Raw genomic sequence first — 5474 nt, 5'->3', positions numbered from 1 at the left:
AAAGCCCGCAACGCCCTCATGGAGCAAAGCGGAATAAATTCGCTAATGTGGCTATAACAGGAACGTTAGCGGGCATTGTAAAAGACAAGCAAACCGACAAAATGAAGTTTCAGAATATAGAATTTGACAAAGCTCTTTCACCTTTTGTGAAAAGCATAATGGTATTTGAAAGTAATGAAACCGACACTAAAACCAATTTACCTTTTTTTGCTGACGGGTTTCCTGGATTGATGTATCACGAAACACCAAACGGGCTTTATGTGAACCCGCATAGAAAAAGGATGCCTCAATTGTTTATTTATGGACAGACAATTGAACCGATTGAAATTGAGATTTTTGGAAGTTATCAAATGATTGTATTTCAACTTTACCCCTTTACCCTTAACACCCTTTTTAAAATTGACCCAAAATCAATCAATGATAATTGTTATGATTTAAGTCTTGAAATCACCCAAGTTCAAAACAATATTTCGTCAGCGTTATCGCTTGACAATAACCCATATTCAAGAGTTAAATTACTATCTTCTTACATTGAAAAATTAATTGAAGCAAAGAAAAACAACTTTGATAATGCGATATTTTCGGCTATCAATAAAATCTTGGCAGCCAAAGGAAAGTGTAGTTTAGTTGAAACTGCAAAAGAAGTACACTTGACAAAACGCACTTTTGAAAGAAGATTTTTATCCGAAACGGGGCTTTTACCTAAACAGTTTGCTAAGATTATTCAGTTCCAAAATTCATTGACACAGCTATCGGTGAAAGATTTTGCTTCCTTAACTGATGTGGTGTATGAAAATGGTTTTGCTGACCAATCTCATTTTATAAGAGTTTTCAAATCCTTTACAGGTAAAACACCAAAACAATTTATTACCAAATAAAACGGCATTTGATTTTGTCGTTTTTGTTCTATTTTACCAAGTAGGAGCATCGCAACTTTGCATAAAATTATAAAGTTTATGCAAGTAATCATTTTTGGAGCGACAGGCTCACTCGGAACATACGTAGTAAAAGAAGCCTTGGCTAAAGACTACTCTGTAAAAGCATTTACCCGCAATGCCACCAAACTGAAAGAAATAGAAAGTCCTAAGTTATCTATCATTCAAGGTGATGTATTCAATTTTGAAGATGTACAAAGTGCCATCAAAGGTACAGACGCTGTATTATGTTGTCTGGGCGATGGAGCAAAAGGCACAGTGCGAGCAAAAGGCACTCAAAACATTATTAAAGCTATGGAGCATTTAGGCGTAACCCGTCTGATATGCCAAACCACTTTGGGGATTGGAGATAGCTGGCACAATCTTAACTTCTTTTGGAAGTACATTATGTTTGGCTTTCTCATTAAAAAAGCCTTCAATGACCACAAATTACAAGAAGGTTACATTAATGAAACTAATCTTGACTTTACCATTGTACGTCCAAGTGCATTTACAAATGAACCTTCAACCCAAAATTTCCAAGTTGGATTTAATGCCCAAACAAGAAACCTAAGGCTTAAAATTTCAAGGGCTGATGTGGCTTGTTTTATGGTGGAGCAACTTAGTTCTGATATGTTTATTAAGAAAACCATTAGCATTTCAAACTGATGAAGACAACTACAATACTCATTTTGAATCTTTGGGCATTTGGGGCGTTGTTTTTTTCAAATAAAACAATGCCTGTTCAAAATCCACCAACTCATTTTGAAAATTCAGTAGGTTCTGGAAAAGCACTCTTCGAACAAAACTGTGCAAAATGTCACGGATTAGACGGCACGAAAGGCAAGTTTGGAGCAAAAAATCTTCAAAAGTCAGCTCTTACTGATGGCCAATATTTGAGAATTATTCAAAAAGGAAAAGGAATTATACCTTCGTGGGAAAAGAAGCTTAATGCAGACCAAATTAAAGATATAATATCATACATAAAAACATTGAAGGAATGATAAAAGTAAGTTGCTTATTTCCAATTGCTTTGATGATTTCGGTTGCTCTCATATCAGGGCTTCTATTTTCATTTACAATTGCTGTTAGCCCGGGATTAAAGCATTTATCAGCCTTGGAATTTTTGAAAGCAATGAAAAGCATCAACAAAGAAATATTGAGCCCCCTTTTCCTGTTTTGCTTTTTCTGCCCTTTATTGCTTTTTCCATTAACGATTTACTTTCATCAAAATGACGTTTCGAATCGTTGGTTACTCATTGCAGGATTTTTGACCTACATCTTAGTAATTGGTATAACGGCTACCATCAATGTGCCTTTAAATAATCAATTGGAAAGGTTTGACCTCCTCAATGTAAGTCAAATAGAACTCACGGAATTTAGAAATTTATTTGAAAAACGTTGGACATTTTGGAATAACATCAGAGCTGTTTTATCTGTAATTTCCTTAATCTTGATAACTTTATGGCAGTTTGAAATGAGTAAATAGAACAACGACCCGCCAATATACAGGAATATGAGCGGTCCGCAACACCCAATCCCACCTTTGCGGGATTGAACTACACCCCTAAAAATGGTCTATCTACTTTGCGACCGTTTTGTTATTTTAAAAGGAATTAAAAATTTGAATAACAAAGAGATATGGGTTTTGAAAAAAATTCCTTGAAAAATGATAGGACTGCGATATGCTTCGCTCCACTTTGTTCCGCCCGGAATAACAGACTAGGATTTAGCAAAGGGAAATGAAATTTCTTTTTTTACACAAACCGGAATGAAACGAATTACTACCAGGGGTATGTGTTGAAAGTTGGGAAAGGGGTTTATATTTGCAAATGTATGAGAGTTATAGCCCATTAGCGTGACGGATAAGCTTAATAATCAATGACTAAATGAATTATTTGATTAAAAATTAACTTTTAAGAAATGAACATATTAACAATTTTCTTACTCCTGATTTTTGGTTCAACCTTGCTTAATGGTCAAACAGGTAAAATTGAAACAATGCATTTTAAAGTCAAATATGATATTGAAGCTGAAGAATATGCAAAAGCAAGCCTTAAGGTATTGGAATTAGCACGGACTATTGCGATTAGAAATGGTTACAACCTGCCTGATAAGGTTAATTTTACTATCAAAAACACCGACAGGAGTGTTTTATATTTTGACCGGAGAAGGCTAAAGAGTATTACGCTTGAATACAAAACAATGGATTCATTTAATTCTCCAGGAAATGGAGGGAAGAATAACATCTATGGGTTATGCCATGAACTTGGTCATTTAATATTGGATAAGAAATAATGGACCATAAAACGCAATAAAAAAAATTGGGCGAAAAGTGCTAAATATGAACATTATAACATTAAGTAATCACTATAGTAAATTGAAAGTTTGGTATTTCAAAATGCCCAACTTTTCATATTGCCAATGTTGTGTGTAATTCCCAACTACAGAAAATACAATTAAATATTTTTTTAATCTTTTTCCAAATAGATCTGAAAATAAAATAATACGAATGATAGAACCTTATATATACGACGAACATTTCACATACGATTCAGGATGGGATAAATACGCCTTGAGTTATTCCAAATTATTAAAGCCAGATACAATTTATGCTCTTACTAAAAATTTAGCTCACAGCATTGTAAAGCATTATATTCCAGAAGGAAAAAACAAAGAGGTTCTAGATCTCAATTGTGGAACCGGTAATGATTTTCCATTTTTTCTTTCAAATGGATATAAAATCATTGGTACCGATGGTTCTGGAGGAATGTTAAACAAATCTTATGAAAAGTTTAAGGACAAGATCGAAAACGGACAGATCACTCTATATCAAACTATGATGCAAAACCTCGATAAATCATCGTTTAAAGAAAAGCAATTCGATTTGATTTATTCAATTACTGGTGGCTATTCTTACATTGATAATGACTTACTATTAAAAGTCAACCAAATATTATCAAATTATTTAAAAAAGGGGGGCTTTCTGATAACTGCTCATCTAACTCCATTTTGTCTTGGAGAAACCCTTTATTATCTGAAAAACAGAAAATTTAGGGCGAGTTTGTTAAGACTAAAAACAACACTTAAGGTTCCTATAAAGGGAGAAACACATATTATGTATTTAAGATCGAACAGCAAATTGAAAAAACTGAGGACTAAGGGATTAGAATTTTGTTCATCTCATCCTCTATTAACTACAACTCCACCCTATCAAACGAACTATTCCCCTACCATTGATAAACTCAAAAGGCAAAGTGAACTTGAGTTCAAGCGATTATTTAAACCAATTTACAATAATATTGCAGACCAGGTAATGATTGTCGAGCAAAAAAAGTGAAGAAAAAGATAATACAAACTACACACAACAAAAAAAAATATAGTTCATGCCGCAGCTTCGAAATACCCAGAGATAGAATCAGTAGATTTGATAGCAGGGAATCTAAAGAAAACTATTCAATAAAGTGCGGCACGAACCATATTCAAACCGTTGTGCCCAATTTTACAAGAGACCAAACCAAATATGACAAAGTGAATTAAATAACCTTAAAAGAGAAAAATGAGACCATTCGCGCTAATTTGTTTAACAGCATTGGCTTTTTATTTAAGCGCTTGCGAACAGAATACCAAAAAAGAAAACCAAGTCGAAATACCTGAGAATTGGAAAGTATTGAACAAAGCAAACTTTACAATTCATTACCCAGACACATTTGAGCTTGATAAATCAGGACATATGGGAAGCAGCTTCATGTTACTATCAAATCAAACTTCTGAACATGATTTCTTTCGAGAAAACATAAATTTAATCATTCAGGATTTAAAGGGGTACAACATAAACCTTGACCAGTATGTCGAAATATCGGAAGGACAAATAAACACTATGATTACCGACGGAAATATAATTGAAAGCGAGAGAGTTAAGGGAAATAATAACAGAGAATTACATAAAATAATCCACACAGGGAAACAAGGGCTGTTCGATTTAAAATGGCTTCAGTACTATTGGGTAGTTAATGAAAAGGCTTATGTTCTGACACTGACCACTGAAATAAATCAGTTCGACAATTATTTAACGGTTGGCGAAAAAATAATGAATACATTCAAAATAAAGTAAGAATTGGGCACAATATGGTATAGCCAACAACCCGCCTTCCGGCCGATATAAGCGGAGTTTCCTGCAAAAACGGCGAAGTAAGTGAAGAAGTTTTTGAGCAATACCGCATTCCCACTTACCTGGAAGCAGGTGGATATTCCGGACCATACTGACCCCCTTAAAACCGGGAAAAATATTTTAAAAAACATCTGCCATTCCGGCGGATACTGACCCCCCTTCTTTATAAGTCTGGAAGTTTTATTTCGCAGCCACATACATGCTTTTTTATCCAACCCGGCTGCGTTGTGCAATGATTTTAGTATTTTGACAGGAACCCCGATTTGTAAAAACAACCATAAAGTTATTATAGTTATCAATTTTATTGAAATCTCAACTTTAAAGTTGTCTGGTACAAAAATACTCCGTATCTTTACGTCGATTTTAATTTACATATGATATCAAAACAA

Annotated in this window: 8 protein-coding genes; 7 read left to right on the top strand and 1 reads right to left on the bottom strand. The window is 34.1% G+C overall.

Annotation, left to right across the window (positions count from 1 at the left end):
• Positions 1 to 101: 101 nt before the first annotated feature.
• The 7 genes from EA412_08295 to EA412_08265 all read left to right on the top strand — a co-directional run bounded on the left by EA412_08295 (position 102) and on the right by EA412_08265 (position 5028).
• Positions 102 to 878, top strand: coding sequence for an AraC family transcriptional regulator (locus tag EA412_08295; protein TVR78597.1), 777 nt, complete (start codon positions 102 to 104; stop codon positions 876 to 878).
• A 78-nt stretch (positions 879 to 956) separates the two neighbouring features.
• Positions 957 to 1583 carry an SDR family oxidoreductase gene (locus EA412_08290; GenBank protein ID TVR78596.1) on the top strand — a complete coding sequence of 209 codons (627 nt, stop codon included), beginning with the start codon at positions 957 to 959 and terminating at the stop codon, positions 1581 to 1583.
• Positions 1583 to 1918, top strand: a complete 336-nt coding sequence (locus EA412_08285) for a cytochrome c (GenBank protein ID TVR78595.1) — start codon at positions 1583 to 1585, stop codon at positions 1916 to 1918. Before EA412_08290 ends, EA412_08285 begins: the two co-directional genes overlap by 1 nt.
• The gene (locus EA412_08280; GenBank protein ID TVR78594.1) at positions 1915 to 2403 is read left to right on the top strand and encodes a DUF1772 domain-containing protein; all 489 of its coding nucleotides are present in this window, start codon (positions 1915 to 1917) and stop codon (positions 2401 to 2403) included. Before EA412_08285 ends, EA412_08280 begins: the two co-directional genes overlap by 4 nt.
• Before the next feature lie 434 nt (positions 2404 to 2837).
• A complete protein-coding gene (locus EA412_08275; protein ID TVR78593.1) occupies positions 2838 to 3212 on the top strand; it encodes a hypothetical protein in 375 nt (124 codons plus the stop codon).
• 214 nt (positions 3213 to 3426) lie between these two features.
• Positions 3427 to 4254 carry a class I SAM-dependent methyltransferase gene (locus EA412_08270; protein ID TVR78592.1) on the top strand — a complete coding sequence of 276 codons (828 nt, stop codon included), beginning with the start codon at positions 3427 to 3429 and terminating at the stop codon, positions 4252 to 4254.
• A gap of 252 nt (positions 4255 to 4506) precedes the next feature.
• Positions 4507 to 5028, top strand: a complete 522-nt coding sequence (locus EA412_08265; GenBank protein TVR78591.1) for a hypothetical protein — start codon at positions 4507 to 4509, stop codon at positions 5026 to 5028.
• On the opposite strand, the gene EA412_08260 is transcribed toward EA412_08265, so the two are convergent.
• On the bottom strand, positions 4980 to 5384 hold the full coding sequence (locus EA412_08260; GenBank protein ID TVR78590.1) for a hypothetical protein: 405 nt from the start codon (positions 5382 to 5384) through the stop codon (positions 4980 to 4982). The genes EA412_08265 and EA412_08260 overlap by 49 nt on opposite strands.
• Positions 5385 to 5474 lie beyond the last annotated feature (90 nt).

This window comes from Chitinophagaceae bacterium (assembly GCA_007695095.1).
In the GTDB taxonomy this organism is placed as follows: domain Bacteria; phylum Bacteroidota; class Bacteroidia; order Chitinophagales; family REEL01; genus REEL01.
The sequence above is the reverse complement of the archived record's forward strand: the minus strand, read 5'-3'. Positions and strand labels throughout refer to the sequence as shown.